The organism is Polaribacter sp. 11A2H (genome assembly GCF_011379025.1).
Classification (GTDB): Bacteria; Bacteroidota; Bacteroidia; order Flavobacteriales; family Flavobacteriaceae; genus Polaribacter.
Genome location: NZ_WTLD01000004.1, coordinates 320,400 through 343,264, shown reverse-complemented (window position 1 = coordinate 343,264; position 22,865 = coordinate 320,400). Strand labels below are relative to the sequence as shown.

General features: G+C 31.1%; 19 protein-coding genes. 8 read left to right on the top strand and 11 right to left on the bottom strand.

The features are described 5' to 3' along the window. Window positions 1–154: 154 nt before the first annotated feature. Entirely contained in the window at window positions 155–2,071 is a 1,917-nt protein-coding gene (locus GQS58_RS07550; protein WP_166384465.1) for an ABC-F family ATP-binding cassette domain-containing protein, read from the bottom strand. A gap of 44 nt (window positions 2,072–2,115) precedes the next feature. Between GQS58_RS07550 and GQS58_RS07545 the strand changes: the two genes are divergently transcribed. After that, the gene (locus GQS58_RS07545) at window positions 2,116–2,535 is read left to right on the top strand and encodes a DUF983 domain-containing protein (protein ID WP_317168367.1); all 420 of its coding nucleotides are present in this window, start codon (window positions 2,116–2,118) and stop codon (window positions 2,533–2,535) included. A 147-nt stretch (window positions 2,536–2,682) separates the two neighbouring features. On the opposite strand, the gene GQS58_RS07540 is transcribed toward GQS58_RS07545, so the two are convergent. The 8 genes from GQS58_RS07540 to topA all read right to left on the bottom strand — a co-directional run bounded on the left by GQS58_RS07540 (window position 2,683) and on the right by topA (window position 12,929). Then, on the bottom strand, window positions 2,683–3,204 hold the full coding sequence (locus GQS58_RS07540) for a hypothetical protein (protein ID WP_166384463.1): 522 nt from the start codon (window positions 3,202–3,204) through the stop codon (window positions 2,683–2,685). 145 nt (window positions 3,205–3,349) lie between these two features. Then, window positions 3,350–4,408: an NAD(P)/FAD-dependent oxidoreductase gene (locus tag GQS58_RS07535; RefSeq protein WP_166384461.1), complete on the bottom strand. Its 1,059-nt coding sequence runs from the start codon at window positions 4,406–4,408 to the stop codon at window positions 3,350–3,352. Window positions 4,409–4,613: 205 nt separating this feature from the next. Continuing rightward, the gene (gene gldN / locus GQS58_RS07530) at window positions 4,614–5,474 is read right to left on the bottom strand and encodes a gliding motility protein GldN (RefSeq protein WP_166384459.1); all 861 of its coding nucleotides are present in this window, start codon (window positions 5,472–5,474) and stop codon (window positions 4,614–4,616) included. A 17-nt stretch (window positions 5,475–5,491) separates the two neighbouring features. Continuing rightward, window positions 5,492–7,018, bottom strand: coding sequence for a gliding motility protein GldM (gldM, locus tag GQS58_RS07525; RefSeq protein ID WP_166384457.1), 1,527 nt, complete (start codon window positions 7,016–7,018; stop codon window positions 5,492–5,494). 45 nt (window positions 7,019–7,063) lie between these two features. Then, complete coding sequence (gene gldL / locus GQS58_RS07520; RefSeq protein ID WP_166384455.1) at window positions 7,064–7,708, bottom strand: gliding motility protein GldL; 645 nt, start codon at window positions 7,706–7,708, stop codon at window positions 7,064–7,066. A gap of 28 nt (window positions 7,709–7,736) precedes the next feature. After that, the gene (gene gldK, locus GQS58_RS07515; RefSeq protein WP_166384453.1) at window positions 7,737–9,113 is read right to left on the bottom strand and encodes a gliding motility lipoprotein GldK; all 1,377 of its coding nucleotides are present in this window, start codon (window positions 9,111–9,113) and stop codon (window positions 7,737–7,739) included. A 105-nt stretch (window positions 9,114–9,218) separates the two neighbouring features. Further along, complete coding sequence (locus GQS58_RS07510) at window positions 9,219–10,379, bottom strand: formimidoylglutamase (protein WP_166384451.1); 1,161 nt, start codon at window positions 10,377–10,379, stop codon at window positions 9,219–9,221. A gap of 36 nt (window positions 10,380–10,415) precedes the next feature. After that, window positions 10,416–12,929, bottom strand: a complete 2,514-nt coding sequence (topA, locus tag GQS58_RS07505) for a type I DNA topoisomerase (RefSeq protein ID WP_166384449.1) — start codon at window positions 12,927–12,929, stop codon at window positions 10,416–10,418. A gap of 199 nt (window positions 12,930–13,128) precedes the next feature. Between topA and miaB the strand changes: the two genes are divergently transcribed. The 7 genes from miaB to groL all read left to right on the top strand — a co-directional run bounded on the left by miaB (window position 13,129) and on the right by groL (window position 19,975). Further along, entirely contained in the window at window positions 13,129–14,583 is a 1,455-nt protein-coding gene (miaB, locus tag GQS58_RS07500; protein WP_166384447.1) for a tRNA (N6-isopentenyl adenosine(37)-C2)-methylthiotransferase MiaB, read from the top strand. A 178-nt stretch (window positions 14,584–14,761) separates the two neighbouring features. Next, window positions 14,762–15,985 (top strand): sigma 54-interacting transcriptional regulator, encoded by a 1,224-nt coding sequence (locus GQS58_RS07495; protein ID WP_166384445.1) that lies wholly within the window; start codon window positions 14,762–14,764, stop codon window positions 15,983–15,985. A gap of 124 nt (window positions 15,986–16,109) precedes the next feature. Beyond that, window positions 16,110–16,616 (top strand): LptE family protein, encoded by a 507-nt coding sequence (lptE, locus tag GQS58_RS07490; RefSeq protein WP_166384443.1) that lies wholly within the window; start codon window positions 16,110–16,112, stop codon window positions 16,614–16,616. Between the two features lie 63 nt (window positions 16,617–16,679). Further along, the gene (locus GQS58_RS07485) at window positions 16,680–17,468 is read left to right on the top strand and encodes a hypothetical protein (protein ID WP_166384441.1); all 789 of its coding nucleotides are present in this window, start codon (window positions 16,680–16,682) and stop codon (window positions 17,466–17,468) included. Then, window positions 17,465–17,797 (top strand): preprotein translocase subunit SecG, encoded by a 333-nt coding sequence (secG, locus tag GQS58_RS07480; protein WP_166384439.1) that lies wholly within the window; start codon window positions 17,465–17,467, stop codon window positions 17,795–17,797. Before GQS58_RS07485 ends, secG begins: the two co-directional genes overlap by 4 nt. A 175-nt stretch (window positions 17,798–17,972) precedes the next feature. Beyond that, window positions 17,973–18,248: a co-chaperone GroES gene (gene groES, locus GQS58_RS07475; protein WP_068449432.1), complete on the top strand. Its 276-nt coding sequence runs from the start codon at window positions 17,973–17,975 to the stop codon at window positions 18,246–18,248. Between the two features lie 98 nt (window positions 18,249–18,346). Further along, the gene (gene groL / locus GQS58_RS07470) at window positions 18,347–19,975 is read left to right on the top strand and encodes a chaperonin GroEL (RefSeq protein ID WP_166384437.1); all 1,629 of its coding nucleotides are present in this window, start codon (window positions 18,347–18,349) and stop codon (window positions 19,973–19,975) included. Between the two features lie 156 nt (window positions 19,976–20,131). Here groL and GQS58_RS07465 read toward each other — a convergent pair whose 3' ends face one another. Then, window positions 20,132–20,539, bottom strand: a complete 408-nt coding sequence (locus GQS58_RS07465; protein WP_166384435.1) for a heavy-metal-associated domain-containing protein — start codon at window positions 20,537–20,539, stop codon at window positions 20,132–20,134. A 45-nt stretch (window positions 20,540–20,584) separates the two neighbouring features. Next, window positions 20,585–22,828: a TonB-dependent receptor domain-containing protein gene (locus GQS58_RS07460; protein WP_166384433.1), complete on the bottom strand. Its 2,244-nt coding sequence runs from the start codon at window positions 22,826–22,828 to the stop codon at window positions 20,585–20,587. Window positions 22,829–22,865 lie beyond the last annotated feature (37 nt).

Below are 22,865 nucleotides of genomic sequence, written 5' to 3'. Positions count from 1 at the left end.
AAAGCAATCGTTTCTGTAAATGATTTTAAAATTGATTTTATTTTTAAAAGGTATAACACCAAATTCTGATAAAAGTTTAGTCTTTTTCACCTCACTTTAAAACATAAAAAAAGCCCATTATAAAATAATGAGCTTTTATATTTTTATAAAAAAATTAGAAATTAGAAACTTGTGCTTCTACCTTTTCCCATTCTTCCATTTTAGTATCTAATTTTGCTTTTTTAGCTTTGTATTTTTCGAAAAAATTTGGTCTTGCAGAAACTTCATCATAATTCTGAGCTAACTCCAAATCGATCTTTGCAATTTCTTTTTCTAAATCTGCTATTTCAGTTTCAATATTAGAAAGCTTATTCTTTAACTTCTTTAATTGCTTTTCTTCATCTCTAGATAATTGATGTGCATCTTTTTTAGAAGTATCTTTCTCTACTTTAACAACCGTTCTTTTTTCTGCTTCTCTTAAATTCTCTATTTTATGTTGTTCTAAGAAATAGTCAATATCTCCTAAATATTCTTTAATTTCTTTGTCTTTAAAACCATAAACAGTTTCCGTTAAACCTTGTAAGAAATCTCTATCATGAGACACTACAATTAAGGTTCCATTAAAATTCTTTAAGGCTTCTTTTAATACGGTTTTAGAGGCAATATCTAAGTGATTGGTTGGCTCATCCATTATTAAAACATTAAATGGTTGTAATAATAATTTACACAATGCCAATCTATTTCTTTCCCCTCCAGAAAGTACTTTTGCTTTTTTATCTACAGCATCTCCACCAAATAAGAAAGAACCTAACATGTCTCTAACACGCACTCTATTTCCGTCTGTGGCAGCATCTTCCATAATTTCCAACACTGTTTTTTCCGGCGGTAATTCTTCAGATTGATTCTGAGCAAAATAACCAACTTCTACATTATGCCCAAGTTTTAAAATTCCTTCAAAAGGAATCTCTCCAACCATCATTTTTGCCAAAGTAGATTTTCCTTGTCCGTTCTGACCAACAAAAGCTATTTTACTGTTTTTCTCAATTAATAAATCTACATCTTCTAAAACATGTTTATCACCATAACTTTTACAAAGTTTTTCTGCTTCAACAATAATTTTACCAGGTTCTTTAGAGATGGCAAACTTAACATTCATTGCTTGGTTATCATCTTGGTCAACCTCAATCAATTCAACTTTATCAAGTTGTTTCATTAAAGATTGCGCCATAGATGCTTTACTTGCTTTTGCCTTAAACTTATTAATTAAGTGTTGTTTTTGCTTTATTTCTTTCTCTTGATTTTTCTGCGCCTGTAACTGCTTTTCTTTAATTTCTGCTCTTAAAACTAAGAATTCAGAATATGGTTTTTTATAATCGTAAATTTGACCTAAAGAAATCTCAATAGTTCTATTCGTTACATTATCTAAAAACATTTTATCATGCGATACTAAAACAATAGCTCCAGAATATCCTTTTAAGAAATTCTCTAACCAAATAATAGACTCAATATCTAAGTGATTCGTTGGCTCATCCAATAACAAAATATCATTATTTTGTAACAATAATTTTGCCAATTCTATACGCATTCTCCAACCTCCAGAAAAAGTATCTGTCTTTTTATCAAAATCTTCACGTTGAAAACCTAAACCCTGTAAAATCTTTTCGGTATCACCTTGGTAATTATACCCACCAAGCAACTCATAACGTTCTGTATTGTCCGTTAAATCATGTATTAATTCTGTATACCCTTCACTTTCGTAATCGGTTCTAGTAGCAAGTTGCTCATTAATTTCATCAAGTTTTATCTCAATTTCTTTAATTTCAACAAACGCCTGGTACGCTTCTTCTAAAATAGTTCTTCCTTCAACAAAATCTATATCTTGTCTTAAAAACCCCATTCTAATATCTTTATCAAAAGCCATGGTACCACCACTTGTTTCTATATCTTTAGAAAGAACTTTTAAAAGCGTAGATTTCCCTGCTCCATTTTTTCCGATAAGACCAATTCTATCTCCTTTATTTAATTTGAAAGTAATTCCTGAAAATAAATCCGTTCCCATAAAAGAAACCGATAAGTTGTGTACGTTTAGCATCTAATGTAATAATTGTTACTTAAAAAAAGTTTAAAACTCTATATTTGCAAAAGTATACAAATTTAAGGTCTATTATGTTGAAAAAGGGTACCAAGTTATATAGTATTTTTAAAGCCAAATGTCCTAGATGTCAAGAAGGCGAATTCTTTGCTCATAAATTTACTTTTAACCCCAATAAAGTAACCAAATTACATGACAACTGTCCGAATTGTAATTTAAAATACATGATGGAACCTTCCTTCTTTTACGGAGCTATGTATGTTAACTATGGTTTAACAGTGGCACTTTCTGTTGCTATATTTGTAATAAGTAGTTTAATTTTTGGTTTAAGTCTATTACAATGTTTTGCAGCAATCGTAATAGCATTGTTAATATTAGCACCTTTAAACTTGCGCTTATCTAGAATAATTTGGATAAATATGTTTGTCCATTTTGATAAAAAGTTCAAAAAAAAAGAATCATAAACCTTTTTTGGGCGCTTTAACAGGCTTTCGCTACTCGCTTTTTTGTAAAAACAAAAAGAGCTCAAACATATAGCTTGTCTTGAGCTTGTCGAAAGGCTCTATCCTTAGCGCATAGTGCAAACTGAATAATAAGTGTTTAAATATTTTTTATTTACGTTTTAAATTATAAAAATAATATTCTGTTCGATAAGGTTTATTGATTGTTAATTTATTAAAAATTTCTAATTCTGCTTGTTTAAAAGATTTCAGTATACTTTCTATATTAACTTTCCAATTGTCAGAGCTTGTTATATACTTTGATAAGTCAGGAGAGATTTTCCATTTGTTATCAAACACCTTTTTATCTTCTTTTTTCCAGTTTGAAATAATTAGAATAAACATATCACTTTTTCGATTTTCAAAATCATTATAAATAACTCCTTTGTAATTTAAAAATTGCTTAAAATCATTAGTGAATTGATATTTTAATTCAATACGAACAGGGTTATCAATGTTTTTTATATCAATAACAGTTAAATCAATACGTACTTTGCCAACTCTAATTTCCGCAAAAGCCTTTAAATCTGTAAAATTATTAGAATTAAAATATTCATTTAATTCTTCTAGTAATATATTTCTAATCAGTAATTCTTGCTTTTGATTTGAATAATTATGATTTAAAAAAATCAACTTGTTCTTAAATTTTTGAGAGTTTATTATTTCAGAAATTTGAGTTTCAACAAGTTTTTTTACTGTCATCTTATTATTACTTATAAAATAGAAATGTTCATACAATTTAAAATTTGATAGTTTTATGCTCCTAAATAAATTACAACTACTTTTTATCCTTCAAATGCTTAAAACGAACAATATCTATTTCTTCATCTAAAGATTCAGCATTATAAATATGATTAAACAGGTTTTTAGCAACCGTTGGTGCAATCATTACTCCACGCGTTCCTAATCCATTTAAAACAATTAATTGTGCATAATCTGGATGCATACCCACCAAAGGTCTTCTACCAGAAACCGTTGGTCTTATTCCTGCAGATTGAGAAACAATTGTATAAGGAACATTCAATACTTTCTTTAATTTTTCTACCAACTCTTCTTTTCCTTCTTCAGAAGGATCAGATGTTTTGTCTGTCCAATTAAACGTTGCTCCTACTTTATAGTTATTGTTGCCCAAAGGCATTACAAAAAGTGTGGACTTTAATAAAAAATCTATATTTAGTTCCGGAGCATGAATAGTTAACAACTCTCCTTTTGCTTCATTTATTGGTAAATAATTAAAATAAGGGTTTTCTACCACTCCAAAACCTTCACAAAAAACAATTCTAGAAGCTTCAATATCTTTATAAGAAATGGATTCTTGTTCAATGTTTAATTCGTTATGTTTAAATTGTTCAAAACGAATTAAGTTTTCAGATTCTAAATATGCTCGGTAAGCATTTATTAATTTTTCTGTGTCTATTCTACCTGTTTCGTTTACGTTTCCGAAACTAAAATCGGCTAAAACTCCGTGATAAGAATTGGTATCTAACTTAGGGTCTAAATAATCTGTTAACTTAGGTTTGTCTAAAGCACCAAACCAATTATTTTGATCTTCTACAGATTTAAAAGATTTTTTAATAACAAATTTTTGATCTATAATTATGTTTAGTTTTTCTTCTAACTTTTTATAAAAAGGAAGCGCAACGTCTAATTGCTCTTTTGCATTCCAAACAGGTGTAAAACGTTTTAAAATTACGGGATTGTAAACGCCTCCGGCAACTAATGATGAAGTTTGGGAGTCATCTTCAAAAACGATAAACGTTTTTTTTGCAGCAATTAATTCTTCTGCAAAAGCCAAACCTGCTAATCCTAAACCAACTATTATATAATCTACTTTCATATGATAAAAATACGTGAATTTGTAATAATTATAATATTATTACTGAACTTTATTAAATTGTATAGCCCCGATTGAACGGTATGTTTGAGCTCTTTTTTATTCCTCTTTAAGATAAAAAAAGCGAGTAGTGATAGCGGGAAATAGCTTCAAAAAAAAACGTCCCAAAGATTTGGAACGTTATAATATTTTAAAAAAATGGTGGTATTTAGTAATTCCACATATCCATTTCTCTATCTCTAATACCTTCTTTAATTTTATTAGCTTCTAATAACTGGAATAAAGAATTACCTTTAACGTAATCTGATATTGCTCTATCACCATAAATATTTTCTTCCCTAACAATAGTACTACTAAATCGTCTTGCATTTAGCATGTGATCAAAAGAAATTGGTTGTGATGCATTTTTTGGATTGAATACTTTTGCATCATGTAAAACATCTCTTGCAGATGGATAGAAAACCCAAAATAACTCATATAATTCCTCTTCATTACCGCCATCTAATCCCAATCCTAAAGTTTGTACATCTTTACCCATTGGTGCTATTGCTAACAATCTGTATTTTAATTCTCCTTGGCGTTTATCAAAATACCACATTCCTTTCATCATATACCCTTCTACATCCTGAGATTGAAGTCTAATAGTATCGCTATATCCATTTGATTCTCTTACACTAGACATTCTAGAATCTATTTCATTCTGAGTAATCTTAGAGGTAAAGAAAGAGTCTGAATATACTTCTTCTATATTACCTTCTTTGATTCCTTTAATTAAAGTATCAAATAAAGATCTTCTGTTAGAAGAAACATTTGAGTTATCTATTGGAAAATAATACGGTAAATTTATTTTTTGATTTAGATCTACAAATTCCCAAACTACTTTAGACCATAATATATCTCTATCATCTACATATCCGTAAGATAATGGAGCATCATTGTCAGCTGCAATTTGTTCTTCATTTTTCTTTCCTATTTGATCTACTGTTTTAGCGTTCAATAAACCTATCTGTGCGTTTATTGAACCACTAATCATCAAACCGAAAAATAATAGTAAACAATTTTTAAACATATTTTATTTTTTAACTTCTAGTTTGTTAATTCTATACTAACAGGTAATACTTGTTTAAGGTTTACTCCATTAGCAGTTGCCTTAATATCAAAAATATTAATTTGATCTCCTCTTTTTGCTTTAGCCAATTTTTGTTTTGCTGCTGCATTTAAAGAAGAACCATTTACAATAATAGTTAACTCTCCTGGTACTTTAATTTTAAAACTTTGAACTCTAATACTTAAATCGAATTCGAAATCTGGTAATCCTGCTGCAATTGGTGCATTAGCTAAACCAGATTTTGGCATTCTTACGGTTCCGTATTGTCCTCTTACAGATCCCATAGCTGCAGGTATGTCTTTAATTCTAAAGGTGGCTTTAGAATTTACAGATTTACCATTACTTAAAGTTGCACTTACATTAATAACTGCCGTGTTGCCACCGCTTGGTTTTAAAATATATTTACCGTTACCACCAGATAAAGAACCTCCTGATGCAGAAACTCTTAAATTGTTATCGCTAACACCTGGTAATGAAACAGAAATAGGATTGCTTAAACCTCTATACACAACATTCATTTTATCTGCAGAAACAACAGCATCACCTGGTTGTGGTATTACAGAATACGTACTTTCGAAAGGTACTTCTACCACTTCTCCATTTTGTGTAAAAGCTATTTTACCTTTAATATCATGACTACCTACATTACCGGCAGGCATGTCTATAATTACTTGACCCGATTGAATGTTTTTATAGTTTTTACCATTTAAAGTAACATTATCTGGAATCATAGTAGCATCATAACGACCCAAAACAATTTTTCCTGTAACTTTTTCTCCAGCAAAATAAGCGTTCTTGTCTAAAGCAACAATACCTTTATAATTATTTAAAGACAATGCTTCTTCCATTTTACCTCCTAATAAGTCAGATACAATATCACTTTCTGTGTTTTTAATATCTGCTTGCATTTGAGTTAAACTTGTTAAAGAAGCTACTAAAGGAAATCCTTTGTATCTATAATCTAACCATTTGATGGTTTTACCATCTTTATTTGTAACATCACTTGTAGAAAATCTATTGGCAACAATTGGTGCAAACTTACTGTCTTTTCCTAAGGCGCCAGTTACACTTGTTCTATAGCTATTTATTTTATCTAAAAACTCTTGACCTTCTGCTGTAAATTTATCACCTTTAAAGAAATGTTCATCTAAAAAAGCGGTTTTATCCATAGATTCATAATCATTTTTATCCTCTATATCAGATGTCATTTTAGCTTTTAACTCCTCTAAATAAGTATAAAAATCTGCAGAATAGCCTTTAATTTTTATTGCTTCTTGATTTAATGTTGCAAATTTTGCAGCTTGTTCTGAAGCTTTAGTTGCTAAATTAGCATACGCTTCATTATTTTTTGCGGTTGTTGAAACATTATTTTCACTTAACTTTTCGTTCATAAAACCAAAAGCAGATAAAACTTCTTTACTCATGTTCATTGCTAACATTGCAATAAATACAAGGTACATTAAGTTTATCATTTTCTGCCTTGCGGACAATTTTCCTCCTGCCATTATAATTAGTTTTTTAAATTAATATTTGTATTTGTTAACTAATTATTATTTAGACATTGCAGAAAGCATATTTCCATAAACTCCGTTTAAAGAAGATAGGTTTTTTGCTAAAGACTCCATTTGATCTTTTAATTTTTCTGTATTTTCTACAACAGCTCCATTTAATGCAGACTGTTTGCTTACATTTTCTACTTGTACTTTGTACAAATTGTTTAAAGACTCCATTTGAATAGCAGCCATAGACATTTGCTCGTTGTATTTGTTAGTAGATGAAATAGATTCTGATGCAGCAGATAAACCTTCTGCAGCTCCTTGAAAGTTTTTCATACTAGTACCTAAGCTTGTCATTAATCTAGCATCAATTTTAGCTTCTTGTAATAAAGTATCTAATTTTTGAGATAATAAACCTTGAGCACCAACTTCTTCTTTTTCTACTTTTACAGCTTTAAAACTCTCATCACCCAACTCAGGATATACTTTAGACCAATCAAAATCATCTTCTGGTGTATCAAAAGCTGAAACAGCAAAAACGGCAGCCTCTACTAATAAACCAATTGTTAACATCATACCTCCAGTAATAGGACCTAAACTCATGTGCTGAATTTTGAATAATGCTCCAACAATTACAACTGCTGCTCCCATTCCGTAAACGAAATTCATTATTTTTTTGTAAGATTTTGACTGTGCCATAATTTCTTTTCTTTTTATTTTTTTTTAATTATTTGTTAGTTGTACCAATGTAATTCTGTACGGTTCTAAAACCGATGTAACTTCTTGCAGTATCAGCATATTCATAATCTCTAGAACTCACCTCTAAAAAGTATGCAACATCTTTCCAAGAACCTCCACGAATTATTTTTCTTTTATTTTTTCTATCCTCAACATTCGGGTTCATTGTAGAAGCCATATAATAAGAAGATAGGTTGTAAGCAGTATTTGTCCATTCAGAAACATTACCAGCCATGTTATACAAACCGTAATCATTTGCATTAAAAGACTTCGCTTCCATAGTATAAAGCGCTCCATCTACAGCATAATCGCCCCTTACTGGTTTAAAGTTTGCTAAGAAACAACCTCTATCTGTAGTAGTATTACCTGTACCCCAAGGATACGTAGCAAATTCTAAACCTCCTCTAGCAGCATACTCCCATTCTGCTTCTGTTGGTAATCTAAAATCAGGAACACCAATTGAATTTTTTTTACTTTTTAAATAATTATTTTTCTTCTTAGTTCTCCAGTTACAAAAAGCAGTTGCTTGCCCCCAGTTTACCCCAACAACAGGATAATCTCCATAAGATTGGTGATAAAAGTAATCTTGGTGCATTGGATCGTTATAAGAATAACTAAAATCTTTTACCCAAACAGTAGTATCTGGATAAATGTTTAATTTTTCGTGTTTTACAAAGTCTTTTCTATTACCACCTTGTCTTGCAGCATTGTCTCTATCGAACCAAGTGTATTTATATTTTAAGTATTTTACGTTAAAAGTTCTAACACCATCTACCGCTTCATCTCTAGCCACAAATAAAGTATCCATAACCTCTACGTAATCTGCATCCGGAAAATCTTCTTTTTCCCAAATAATATCATTTTCCCAGTTTAAGGGTCTTACAGAATCTGAATCTAACTCTAAACTCGTGTAATTTTCATACATGTATTTTTCATAAGCATTAGCTCCTGTAGTATCTTTTAATACAGCAAATGCATAATCATTAATACCTCCAGTAGGAAGCTCACCATTTGGATCTGGTGTCCCCATCATACCTGCAAATTCTTGCTGATACCCTAATCTAGTTCTTACAACAGAATCTCTAACCCACTCAACAAATTCTTTATATTCGTTATTAGTTATCTCTGTTTCGTCCATGTAATATGGTCTTAAAGTAACTGTTTTAGTAGGTGAATTCATTGTACCAATAAGGTCCTCGTCTTGTTTACCCATTGTAAAAGCACCTCCAGGAATTAACGCCATACCAAATGGTTTTTCTGAAAACCACTTTTTATTCGATTTAACTCCGACCAATTCTCCTCTATCATTAGAGCCACAACTGTAAAAAACTACTATTAAAAGTGCAAATATTGCTGCTTTCTTCATATTTAAAAATGTCTTTACTATAAAGTCCGTAAACCTATTATTTTTTTTGTTAAAAAACAATAATCAAATTGCTTTTTAACGTTCTAATCTTTTAATCTTTATTTATTACACCAATTTCCGCATCGCTTTATACCATTTTTCAGGAATATTTTGCTTAGTGGCTTCAGTATAATCATTATATGTACATGGTATTAACGCATGTCTTTTGTATTTATTATCTGATAAAATTTTTATCTCTATCCACCATCTTCCAGATTTATTACTTTTATAAAATGTTAATGGGTCATCATCATCTAATAAAACGGTAAATTTCTGATAATTTTCTTTACCAGAAAAAGGGTAATCTTTTACTCTAAAGTTAACACCCTCAATAAAATACCAAATCATCTGAGCAATTAAATGTGCTGTCTGATGGTTGTTATCTAACTTAGAATTATACTCATAAATACCAAATGATGTAACCTTATCACTTAGACCTGCATACCTAGCAATAGCACAAATTTCTTCTCCATAAAACCCATTAGGAGAAGCATTATTGTTTGCTGGTGCTTCACTTTGTCTTACAGAACCCAAATCTATAGAAACAATATCAGCATTTCTAAAAACAGGTTCAATATTTTTTAATTCTTTTGCATTTCCTAATCTATAAGCATCAAAAAATAAGTTATCTAACAACTGTATTTCATCTTGCGAATTAAAATATGTCTGATAACCTACATTACTATAATTAAACAAGTTATTAGGTTCTTGCATAATTATTTTACTCAAATAAGATTGAGAAGTTAACGGATCATCTAAATGACCTAAATCGAAACGACTATCTACAGCAGCAATATTAACCGTTTGTTCTAAAGAATCATAAGCTCTGTAATTTACATAAGTAAGATCTTGCCCCCCACCAATAATTACAGGAATTATATTTTTCTTAAGTAATTCCGTAATAATTTCTGAAACTGCATAATAAGTATCTGTAACTGAGTTTCCTTTTAAAACATTTCCTAAATCTGCTATTTGAGTGTTCCAATTGCCAGGAAACAAATTGTATAATTTTTTTCGGATAAAATGCAAATCTTCTCCACAACCAAAATTATTTTCTGAGTTTCTATCTTCTTGAACCCCTAAAATAGCAATTTGCACGTTTTCTAAATCAGGCAAACCATCTTCTTGAGTATGTATTCTAAAGGTTTTACCTAAGCACAAATTAGATTGCTCTTCTAAAGATTTTACAATCGATTCTTTTACAGGTGTTAAAAAGTCTTGGTTCATCAAATTTTTAAAATCAAATATAATTTATGAAAAATATTATTTCTTTTTAGCTACTTTCTTCTTTACTACCTTTTTCTTAACAGCTTTTTTCTTCGCTACTTTTTTCTTTGGAGTTTTAGCTTCAATCATCTTAACAGCTTCCTCTTTAGATAATTTTTCTATTTCTGTAGTTTTAGGTAATTCAATCTTAATCTTACCTTTTATCACATTAAAACGTCCCCAACGTGCTTTTTCTACACGAATTTCTACATCTTCCCAATTATGTATTACCTTATCGATCTCTTTTTGTTTCTTTACCTCTATTAACTCAACAATATCATCATCTGTAAGGTTATCAAAATCGTATTTTTTATTAACGTTGATAAATATATTATTCCATTTTAAGAAAGGTCCAAAACGACCAACTCCCTTTTGCACAGGTAAATCTTCATAATGGTAAATTGGTGCATCTGCTTTTTGTTTTGCAACAATTAATTCTATCGCTCTTGGCAAATCTACTTCCATTGGGTTTTCTCCTTTATCTAAAGAAACAAACATGGTTCCGAAACGAATATAAGGACCAAAACGACCGTTAGAAACAATAACCTCTTCATCTTCATAACCACCCAATGTTTTTGGAAGCAAGAATAACTCTAAAGCTTCTTCCATAGTGATGGTTCCTAAATTCTGATCTTTATTTAAGCTAGCAAACACTTTTTCTTCGTCTTCTGGCGCTCCAATTTGTGCAATTGGTCCAAATTTACCTAAACGAACTAAAACTGTTTTACCAGTTTCTGGATGCTTTCCTAAAATACGTTCTCCACTTTCTCTTTCTGCATTTTCCTTTACATCTTCTACAGTAACGTGAAACTTGCTATAGAAACCTTTAATCATTTCTATCCAATCTTCATTTCCTTCAGAGATATCATCAAAAGAAGATTCAACTTTAGCTGTAAATCCAAAATCTAAAACATTAGAAAAGTTAGCAACTAAAAAGTCGTTCACAATATTACCAATATCGGTAGGAATTAATTTATTTTTATTAGAACCCGTTTTTTCAGTCAATGCTTCACTTTTTACAGCTCCATCAACTAAAATCATTTGTTCGTAATTTCTTTCTACACCTTCATCTTCTCCTTTCTCTACATAACCTCTTCTCTGTACTGTAGAAATTGTTGGCGCGTATGTAGATGGTCTACCAATACCTAACTCTTCTAATTGTTTTACCAAAGAAGCTTCTGTAAATCTGTAAGGCGGACTCGTAAAACGCTGTGTTGCGTTTATAAAAGAATACTCTAATGCTTCACCAACTTTTAAATTCGGAAGCATTCCTGCTTGTTCTTCTTCATCATCATCTTTTCCTTCTAAGTATACTTTTAAGAAACCATCAAACTTTATCATTTCACCATTTGCAGTGAATATTTTTGAATTTTCAGAATTTTCTATCTTAAAATTGGTTCTTTCTAACTGAGCATCACTCATTTGAGAAGCCAATGTTCTTTTCCAAATTAAATCATACAATCTCGTTTGGTCATATTCTGTATCTATAGCATGCATCTTCATGTTGGTAGGACGAATAGCCTCATGCGCCTCTTGTGCACCTTTAGACTTCGTTTTAAAAACACGTTGTTTACTATATTCTGCTCCGTAATAATTAGTAATTTCTTCTTCGGCAGCGTTTCTTGCATCAACAGATAAATTTAAACTATCTGTTCTCATATAGGTAATTAAACCGGCTTCATACAAACGTTGTGCAACTTGCATGGTCTTTGCTACCGGAAAACCTAATTTTCTAGATGCTTCTTGTTGTAGTGTAGACGTTGTAAAAGGTGCTGCTGGAGATTTCTTTGCAGGTTTCTTTGTTAACTCTGCGATCGAAAAATCTGCATTTGCACACGATTTTAAGAAATTTTCTGCTGTTTTTTTAGTATCAAAATTCTTTGGAATCGTTGCTTTAAAAGTTTTACCTTCAACATTAGAAAATTCTGCAACTACCTTATAATGTGTTTCCGCATTAAATTCATGAATGCTTCTTTCTTTTTCTACAATTAAACGAACCGCTACAGATTGTACTCTACCTGCAGACAAACCTCCTTTAACTTTACGCCATAAAACTGGCGATAACTCATACCCAACAAGTCTGTCTAAAACTCTACGTGCTTGTTGTGCATTTACCATATTATAGTCTATATCTCTTGGATTATCGACTGCTTTTAAAATGGCATTTTTTGTTATTTCATGAAAAACAATACGTTTTGTATTCTCATCCTTTAAACCTAATTGTTCTTTTAAATGCCAAGCAATTGCCTCACCCTCTCTATCCTCATCACTTGCTAACCATACAATATCTGCTTTCTTTGCTAAAGCTTTTAGTTTTTTAACAACTGGCTTTTTATCATCAGAAATAATATATTTCGGACTAAAATCTCCTTCTACATCAATACCCAATTCTTTGGATGGTAAGTCTGCAATATGCCCATAACTAGATTCTACTTGAAAATCTTTTCCAAGAAATTTCTCGATGGTTTTTGCCTTTGCTGGTGACTCTACAATTACTAAATTCTTTGCCATTTATCTCTCTTTTGTCGCTAAAACACGTTAAAAACGCACTATTTTGGTTGCAAAAGTAGTTAGTTTTTTGTAAAAAAAAATTATTTTGCCAATTTTCGCTAAATAAATACAGAAATGCATCAATATTTTTTCTGCCAATTTGTCACAATAAATTAAATTTGGTTGTATCTTTGCTCACCTTTAAATGATAAATTGAAAGATGGAACACGTAGAAAAAATCATAGACGAGAAAATACAAGGGAAAGCCCTTGTTACCGAAAATAAAAAAAACAACACTAAAAAATTATTCATAGAAAGCTACGGCTGTCAAATGAATATGAATGATAGTGAAATTGTAGCTGCTATTTTAGATAAAGAAGGCTACAATACAACTCAAATTCTTGAAGAAGCAGATTTAGTTTTAGTAAACACCTGCTCTATTAGAGAAAAAGCAGAAACTACTGTTCGTAAAAGATTACAGAAATATAATGCTGTAAAACAAGTAAACAAAAACATGAAAGTTGGTGTTTTAGGTTGTATGGCCGAACGCTTAAAAGAAAAGTTTTTAGAAGAAGAAAAAATTGTAGACTTAGTTGTTGGTCCAGATGCTTATAAAGATTTACCTAATTTACTAGAAGAAGTAAATGCTGGTAGAGATGCCGTAAATGTAATTTTATCTAAAGAAGAAACCTACGGTGATATTTCTCCGGTGCGTTTAAATTCTAACGGAGTTACTGCATTTGTATCTATAACCAGAGGCTGTGACAATATGTGTACTTTCTGTGTAGTTCCTTTTACAAGAGGAAGAGAAAGAAGCCGTGACCCGAAGAGTATTCTTGAAGAAATTCAATCTATGGTAGATAGAAACTTTAAAGAAATTACACTTTTAGGTCAGAATGTAGATAGTTTCTTATGGTATGGTGGAGGCTTAAAGAAAGACTTTAGCAAAGCATCTGAAATGGCACAAGCAACTGCTGTAAATTTTGCGCAATTATTAGATATGTGTGCTACAGAATTTCCAAAAACACGTTTTCGTTTTGCAACTTCTAATCCGCAGGATATTAGTTTAGATGTAATTCACGCAATAGCAAAACACAAAAATATTTGTAAATATTTACATTTACCTGTACAAAGCGGTAGTAATAACATGCTAAAAGCAATGAACAGACAACATACTCGTGAAGAATATATCGAGTTAATTGATAATATTTTTAAGATTGTTCCGGAAATGTCTTTAAGTCAAGATATGATTGTTGGTTTTTGTGGAGAAACAGAAGAAGATCATCAAGATACTTTAGATTTAATGAAATATGTAAAATACGATTTCGGTTTTATGTTTACCTATTCTGAAAGACCCGGAACTTTAGCCGCTAAGAAAATGGTAGATGATGTACCTTTTGCTACAAAAAAACGTCGTTTACAAGAAATTATCGACTTACAACAAGAACACGCTTTATACAGAACGCAACAACATTTAGGGAAGACAGAAGAATTTTTAATTGAAGGTACTTCTAAGAAAAACCCAAATGAATGGAAAGGTAGAAACACCCAAAATACCGTAGCTGTTTTTGATAAAGGCGATTATAAATTAGGCGATTTTGTAATGGTAAAGGTAGAAGATTGTACTTCTGCCACCTTAAAAGGAACTGTTGTTGGCTATTCTGATAATAATTAAAACAGGCCATCCTTAATCCTTCCTAAAGGGAAGGAAACTGTTGTGGGTAAAAAAAGAGAGATAAGACTGATAGAGACAAGAACCAAGACATAATGTTTCTTGAATAAAAAGATTCTTGACTTTAAAAAAGTAAAAAGAAATAAGTGTTTTCCCCTTCGGGGAAATTAAAAGGGGCTATATGGAAAACTTACAAGCATTAAAACAACGTTTTGGAATTATCGGTAATGATATTCACTTAAATAGAGCTTTAGAAAAAGCTCTTAGAGTTGCGCCTACAGATATTTCTGTTTTAGTTACTGGAGAAAGTGGTGTTGGTAAAGAAAATATACCCAGAATTGTACATCAATTATCACACAGAAAACATGCAAAATACATTGCAGTAAACTGTGGTGCAATACCAGAAGGAACAATAGACAGTGAATTATTTGGTCATGAAAAAGGATCTTTTACCGGAGCAACGCAAGACCGTAAAGGATATTTTGAAGTTGCCGATGGAGGTACTATTTTTTTAGATGAAGTTGGTGAATTACCACTTACAACGCAAGTACGTTTATTACGGGTATTAGAAAATGGCGAATTTATAAAAGTTGGTTCTTCTAAAGTAATAAAAACAAATGTTAGAATTGTAGCGGCAACCAACGTAAACATGCAATCTGCTATTCATAATGAAAAATTTAGAGAAGACTTATATTATAGATTAAGTACTGTAGAGATTCATTTACCTGCTTTAAGAGAACGTAGTGAAGATATTCATTTATTGTTTCGGAAATTTGCGGCAGATTTTGCACAGAAATACAGAATGCCTTCTATTCGTTTAGATGATAATGCGGTAAAAATGTTATTAAACTATCGTTTTCCAGGAAACATTCGTCAGTTAAAAAACTTAGCAGAACAAATTTCGGTTATTGAAGAAGAAAGAGTTATTTCCGGTCTTAAACTACAGCAATACCTACCTAATAACAATGGTAATTTACCTGCTGTAATTGGTGGTAAAAAGGAAAATGACTTTTCTACCGAACGAGATATTATGTACAAAATTTTATTTGATATGCGTAATGACATCAACGATTTAAAAAAGTTGACGCTCGATTTAATGAAAAGTGGTAATGTAGAGGAAGTGCAAGAAGAACATCATCAATTAATTGAAAAGATGTATGAAAACAAAGATGCTCATAAATCTAATGTAGAAGTAATGAATATTCCGCAAAACTCATCTACAGAAAAAGATTATGATTTTATTGAGACGATTGAAGAAGACGAATCTTTATCTTTACAAGACAAGGAAGTAGAAATGATTAAAAAATCTTTAGAGAAAAACAGCAATAAACGTAAGTTGGCCGCTAAAGAACTAGGGATATCTGAAAGAACTTTGTACAGAAAAATTAAACAATACGATTTGTAAAAGAATGTGTAATTGTTTAAAAGTTGAATTGTTTAATCTCTAAAAACTGTCCCCTCGAGCGCCGTCGAGAGGTATTAATAAGTAAATCTTTTAGGTCTCGACTGCGCTCGACCAGACAAAATCAATGAAAAAAATACTCTACATAACATTATTCTCATTAAGCACTTTATTTTTTGTTGCTTGTGGTGCATACTCTTTTACGGGAGGAAGTACCGGTGATGCAAAAACCTTACAAATAGATTTTTTTCCGAATCAAGCATCTTTAGTAGAGCCAACTTTAAGTCAGCGTTTTACCCAAGACATGCTAGATTTATTTACAAGACAAACCAACTTAACCACAGTAACCTCTAATGGAGATTTATATTTTAGCGGAGAAATTACGGGTTATAGAATTACCCCTATGAGTGCTACTGCAGACCAAACTGCTGCTCAAAATAGACTTACAATAACAGTAAATGTTCGTTTTGTAAACAAATTGATAGAAAAAGATGATTTTGAAAAACAATTCTCATTTTACTCAGACTTTGCTGCAGATGCACAACTTACAGGTGGTGTTTTAGAAGCTGCATTAGATGAAATTATGGAGAGATTAACACAAGATATTTTTAATGCTTCCGTTGCAAAATGGTAATATTATAAGTATACAGTGTTCAGTTGCAGTATTCAGTAAAAAAGAGATAAAAATAACTAAGGTTTGAAATCAAATATTTTCATCAATTTAATAAAAAATAAAACTCAAATTCAGGAAGTGGAAACTGCTGAATTAAAAACTATTGTTGAAGAATATCCGTATTTTCAAGCAGCTAGGGTTTTGTATTTAAAAGGTTTGAAAAATCAGGATAGTTTTAAATATAATAACGAATTAAAAGTAACCGCTGCTTACACCACAGACAGAACTTTATTGTTCAATTATATTACTACAACCAATTTTAATAATCAGAAAGAAAATATTCATCAACAAATATTTGAAAAAATATCCGCAGAAAAAACAGTTGCAACTCCTACTAAAATTATTGAAACTCCAATAAAGAAAGCAATAATAGTTTCAGAAAATATTGTTGAAATAGAAACGACATTAGAAATTGGTAAGCCTATTTCTTTTTCTTCTGCAGAGAATCACTCTTTTGGAGAATGGCTACAACTATCATCTAGAAAGCCTATTGTTAGAGAAGAAAAAAAGCTCATAGAAAAAACCGCTGTAGAAAAACCTACAGAAAAAGAGAACTTAATAAATACTTTTATTGAAAATAATCCTAAAATTAAGCCTTTAGCCAAAGATAAAATAGTAGCTGTACCGGTTGCTAAAAACAGCCAAGATTCATCTTTAATGACAGAAACATTAGCTAAAGTTTATTTAGAACAGAAAAAGTATGAAAATGCAATGCAAGCTTATAGAATTTTAAGTTTGAAATATCCAGAAAAAAGTGGTTTCTTTGCAGACCAAATTAAAAGAATACAAATTTTACAAAAAAATAAATCATGAGTTACACAGCATTTTTAATTCTAATTTTGATTGTAGCCGTTGCATTAATCTTAATTGTGATGGTTCAAAATCCTAAAGGTGGAGGATTAACTTCTTCTTTTGGAGGTAGTGGAGCACAATCTTTGGGTGGTGTACAAAACACTAACAATTTCTTAGACAGAACAACTTGGACTTTAGCTATTGCTATGTTTGCATTAATTTTATTAGCAAACTTTGCAATTCCAAGAAGTGGAGACAACAACTTTCAGTTAAACGATACTTTAGATGGTATTGAAACTTCTACACCTGTTGAAAACACAACTCCTATAACTAACGATAGTTTAAATTAACTATCCGTTAGAGATAATTTAAAATGCCAACGTAAATGACACGTTGGCATTTTTTTTGCGCCTAAAATTTAACAATAAAATCAATCAAAGAAAAATTGTCAGTTTTAGTGTAATGGCACAATTTCTGACAATTTACTGTTAGTAACATATAAATTAATTATCTAAAAATATAACAATGGGATTAAACATTAAACCTTTAGCAGACAGAGTTCTTGTAGAGCCTGCTCCAGCAGAAACAAAAACAGCGTCAGGATTAATTATACCTGATAACGCAAAAGAAAAACCACAACAAGGAACTGTTGTTGCTGTTGGAAACGGAAAGGTAGACGAGCCTTTAACTGTAAAAATTGGAGACACTGTTTTATATAGCAAATACGGTGGTACAGATTTAAAGTTAGAAGGTAAAGATTATTTAATGATGCGTGAGTCTGATATTTTAGCGATTATTTAAAACGCTATTTGCTTTTGGCTATTTGCCTTTAGCAAAATCAAAAAATAAAATTCATAGTAACTTATTTTAGCTAACGGCTAAAAGAAAAATTAAAAACAATGGCAAAACATATAAAATTTGATATTGAAGCAAGAGACGGATTAAAACGTGGTGTTGATGCTTTAGCAAATGCAGTAAAAGTAACTTTAGGACCAAAAGGAAGAAACGTAATTATTTCTAAATCTTTTGGAGCACCAACAGTTACTAAAGATGGAGTTTCTGTAGCAAAAGAAATTGAGTTAGAAAACGAGCTAGAAAACATGGGAGCTCAAATGGTAAAAGAAGTTGCTTCTAAAACCAACGATTTAGCTGGTGATGGTACAACAACTGCTACTGTTCTTGCACAAGCAATTGTAAAAGAAGGTTTAAAAAACGTTGCTGCAGGTGCAAACCCAATGGATTTAAAACGTGGAATAGACAAAGCTGTTGCTGCCATTATTGAAGACTTAGAAAAACAAGCTAAAAAAGTTGGTAATTCTTCTGAAAAAATTCAACAAGTTGCCGCAATTTCTGCAAATAACGATGCTGTTATTGGAGACCTAATAGCTACTGCTTTTGCCAAGGTTGGTAAAGAAGGAGTTATTACTGTTGAAGAGGCAAAAGGTATGGAAACATATGTTGATGTTGTAGAAGGTATGCAGTTTGACAGAGGTTATTTATCTCCTTATTTTGTTACAGATGCAGACAAAATGATTGCAGATTTAGAAAATCCTTATATCTTATTGTTCGATAAAAAGATTTCTAACTTACAAGAAATTCTTCCAATTTTAGAACCAGTTTCTCAATCTGGACGTCCTTTATTAATTATTGCTGAAGATGTAGACGGACAAGCGCTAGCTACTTTAGTGGTAAATAAATTACGTGGTGGTTTAAAAATTGCTGCTGTAAAAGCGCCAGGTTTTGGAGACAGAAGAAAAGCAATGTTAGAAGACATCGCTATTTTAACTGGTGGAACTGTAATTTCTGAAGAAAGAGGATTCTCTTTAGAAAATGCTACTTTAGACCTTTTAGGTACTGCAGAAGGTATTACTATTGATAAAGACAATACTACAATTGTAAATGGTGCTGGTAATGCAGATGCTATTAAAGCAAGAGTAAACCAGATTAAAGCTCAGATTGAAACTACAACTTCTGATTATGACAAAGAAAAACTTCAAGAACGTTTGGCTAAATTAGCTGGTGGTGTTGCTGTTTTATATGTTGGTGCTGCTTCTGAAGTAGAAATGAAAGAAAAGAAAGATAGAGTTGATGATGCTTTACATGCTACAAGAGCTGCAGTAGAAGAAGGTATTGTTGCCGGTGGTGGTGTTGCTTTAGTACGTGCTAAAAGAGTTTTAGAAAAAATTACTACAGATAATTTAGACGAAACTACTGGTGTGCAAATTATTAACAAAGCTATTGAAGCTCCTCTAAGAATTATTGTAGAGAATGCTGGTGGTGAAGGTTCTGTTGTTTTAAACAAAGTTTTAGAAGGTAAAAAAGACTTTGGTTATGATGCTAAGAATGATGTGTATGTAGATATGCTAGAAGCTGGAATTATAGACCCTAAAAAAGTAACGCGTGTTGCATTAGAAAATGCTGCATCTGTTGCTGGTATGATCTTAACTACAGAGTGTGCTTTAGTAGATATTAAAGAAGATGCTCCTGCAATGCCTCCAATGGGTGGTGGAATGCCAGGAATGATGTAATAGCGAATCGCTATAGATAAACATTTTTTCTCCACTTTTTGTCATTTCGACTTTATGGAGAAATCTTAAATAAAAAAATCCGTTAGAAAATTTTCTAACGGATTTTTTTGACATAAACAGACCCTTTAGGTTTTAAAAACCTGAAGGGTTTTAAATTTAATTCTTCTTTTGCTTTTTCAATTCTCCATTATGGTCTTTAATTATTTCTTCTTCTCTGTACTTACAACAACCATGTACAGAACCATACGCTTCATCTGTTGCAATTAATGTATTTTCTTTATCTAAAACAATATCATGACCTACAGCCAAAACACTTTGCTGAATCATTTCAACATCGGTTTTACGTTCGTCTAAAATTACATTTAACTGATGCGTTTCTACACTCCAAATTGCAAACTTTACACCTTTTGTTTTTAAAGCAGCTGTTTCTATACGTTTTTTACACATACCACAAATACCATCTACTTCTATAGATACTTTTGCACTTTTATTCTTTTTAACTTCTTGTGATTGTGTAGAGAAACCAATCAAACATAAACTGAATACGAATAGTAATTTTTTCATCTTTTTTCTAATTTTATATTATGTTACTTATTTCCACTGCGTGGGTTATTTAATCTTAAATCTTAATCCTGTATAAAATGCTCTTCCAAAAATTGGAGAATACACAATGGTACTATCAAAATAGGACCCAAAAGGATTGTCACTACCTAAAATAGGATTTTTCTGCTGAACATTTGTCAAGTTCTCTGCACCAACATACACTTCAAACTTGTCTGAAAACACTTTAGTTATTTGTGAATTTAACAATTGATAAGAATCTGAATATGTTGCCAACTGATACTGTGCTGGGTTAGGCGCAGTATTTGGTAAACGCTGCTCCCCTATGTTATTAAAAGTAACATCAAATTTCCAGTGTGCATTATTTTCTTTTACAGGTGTTTCATAAGAAAGGTTTGCAAAAAATCTATTTTTAGGTTGAATCGGTTTTTGCAAATTCCCCGAAGTATAATCCGTAGAAATATCAAAATACTTATACGCTGTTCTAAAATTAAAATACGGTGCAATGTTATAATTCAATTCAACCTGAAAACTATTTGCGATACTTTTTCCGTTTAAATTATAGAATGCTATTTCTTGTGGATTTTCCCAATCTACCACTACTTGGTTTGTAAAATCTGTCTGATAAAAATCGAAAGTAACATCTCCCTTTTTATTGAATAAGTTAAATCTTTGCATATAAGAAACTCCATAATTCCAAGCAACTTCCGGATTTAATCCGTAGATATTACCGCCAACATCATCAATATTAATAACTCTTGAACTTGCAAACAATTGTTGATTTTCTGCAAAAATATTAGCACTTCTTTTTCCTCTTCCTGCAGATGCTCTAAAAACACTGTTTTCCCAAGGTACATATCTTGCATGAATTCTAGGGGTTACAAAAGTTCCTAATAAATTATGAGTATCTATACGCAAACCTGCCGTTAAGCTAAAATCATTCAAATTATCGAACGCATATTCAAAAAAGGCTCCCGCAGAAGTTTCTTTTCTATCGTAATTGGTAATATTTACCAATTCTTCATAATTATCATGCGTAAAACTAAGTCCTGTTTTAAACTTATTTCTAGTATCTCCTATTATAGAATTGAAAATAATATTAGAAAAGATACTTTGATGTTCTATATTGTAAATTTTTTGTCCAAAATAAGAATCTTGTTGATGGTTGCTATACGCAAACTGAAGACTTACACTTTGAAAAGGCAATTCTGGAAAAACATATCCTAATTTAGCAGAAGTCTCAAAACGTTTGGTATCTATTTCACTTCCCCAAGTATTAATTGTTCCTTTATCTAAAGATGGATTAAAATCAATCTCTCCTGTTTGTTTTTCATCGTTTAAAAAACGTATATTAATAAAACTTACCCAACCTTTTTCTGCATCGACATATTGCCAACGGTTCATTACATTTATTTGACTCGCTAAAGGACTGTCTAAAAAATTATCATTGTTTTTATCAAATTTTTCACCTCTATAATTCCCGTGTAAATAGACACCTGTAGACCATTTGTCTGATACTTTTTGGTTAAAATGTGTATTTAACTCCAATCTTCCATTTAAAGAAGAATAGGCATTTACAAAGAATTTATTATCCGAAAAAGGTTTTACCAATTCTGCATTTATTTGTCCGGATATACTCTCGTAACCATTAACAACAGAACCAGCTCCTTTTGTAATCTGAATACTTTCTACCCAAGTACCTGGTGTAAAAGTCATTCCAAAAACCTGACTTGCACCTCTTACAGAGGGAATGTTTTCTTGTGTAATTGACAAATACGGGCTCGTTAAACCCAACATTTGTATTTGCTTTGTACCTGTTAAAGCATCAGAAAAGCTAACATCTATAGATGGGTTGGTTTCAAAACTTTCTGCTAGGTTACAACAAGCTGCTTTTAATAATTCTTCTGAATTTACCGTAAACATATTGGCGGTAGACAAAAAAGATTTCTGAATTGCATTTCGTTTACTTTTAATAATAACTTCATCTAAATTACCTTCTTGAGTAATATAATGATGAATAGGATCTAAGTTTTCAATAGTTAAAGTATCGGTTTTATACCCTAAATAATTAACGACTAATTTTTTATATTCAGGTTTGTAATCTATAATAAACCAACCTTTATTGTTTGTAATTGCACTTACGTTTGTGTTTAACCAATGTACAGTTACATTGGCAACTCCTAAATTATCTTTAGGATTATTTTTGTCCATAATCATCCCTTTAAATGTAGTTTGAGAAAAGAGTATGACAGGAATAAATAGTAGAAAACTACTAAGTATATATTTTTTCATTGTATGTTTTAATTTTAATTTATAAAGCTAATTTTTA